Below are 1040 nucleotides of genomic sequence, written 5' to 3'. Positions count from 1 at the left end.
AATCCCAAGCGGTACGACCTGGCCAAGGTGGGCCGCTACAAGATCAACAAGAAGCTCGGGGTCGACTCCGAGATCACGCAGGGCACGCTGACCGAGGACGACGTCGTCTCGATGATCGAGTACCTGGTGCGGCTGCACGCGGGCGAGCCGTCCATGGGCGGGGTCGTCGTGGAGCTCGACGACATCGACCACTTCGGCAACCGGCGCATCCGCAGCGTCGGCGAGCTCGTCCAGAACCAGGTCCGGCTGGGCCTGGCCCGCATGGAGCGCGTCGTCCGCGAGCGGATGACCACCCAGGACGTCGAGGCGATCACGCCGCAGACCCTGATCAACATCCGCCCGGTGGTGGCGTCGATGAAGGAGTTCTTCGGCACCTCGCAGCTGTCGCAGTTCATGGACCAGATCAACCCGCTGGCCGGCCTGACGCACAAACGCCGCCTGAACGCCCTGGGCCCCGGCGGTCTGTCCCGTGAGCGGGCCGGCATGGAGGTCCGTGACGTGCACCCGTCCCACTACGGCCGGATGTGCCCGATCGAGACCCCCGAGGGCCCGAACATCGGCCTGATCGGCTACCTCGCCTGCTACGGCCGCCTCAACGCCTTCGGCTTCATCGAGACGCCCTACCGCAAGGTCGTCGAGGGCCGGGTCACCGACCGCGTCGACTACCTGACCGCCGACGAGGAGGACCGGTTCGTGGTCGCCCAGGCGAACTCGTCCCTGGGCGAGGACGGCGAGCTGGTGGACCCCCGCGTCCTGGTCCGCACCAGGGGCGGCGAGACCGAGTACGTGGCCTCCCGCGAGGTCGACTACATCGACGTGTCGCCGCGCCAGATGGTGTCGGTGGCCACCGCGATGATCCCGTTCCTGGAGCACGACGACGCCAACCGGGCCCTGATGGGCGCGAACATGCAGCGCCAGTCGGTGCCGCTGATCCGGAGCGAGGCACCGCTGGTCGGCACCGGCATGGAGTACCGTGCCGCGACCGACGCCGGCGACGTCATCAGCGCCGAGAAGGCCGGTGTGGTCGAGGAGGTCTCCGC

Annotated in this window: 1 pseudogene; it reads left to right on the top strand. The window is 69.1% G+C overall.

From position 1 onward, the window contains the following. Positions 1 to 1040, top strand: a pseudogene (locus ACWCSU_RS52870) (DNA-directed RNA polymerase subunit beta); the annotation flags it as partial.

It is taken from the genome of Nonomuraea sp. NPDC001699, from assembly GCF_053596455.1.
This window is presented reverse-complemented; position numbering and strand designations above follow the sequence as displayed.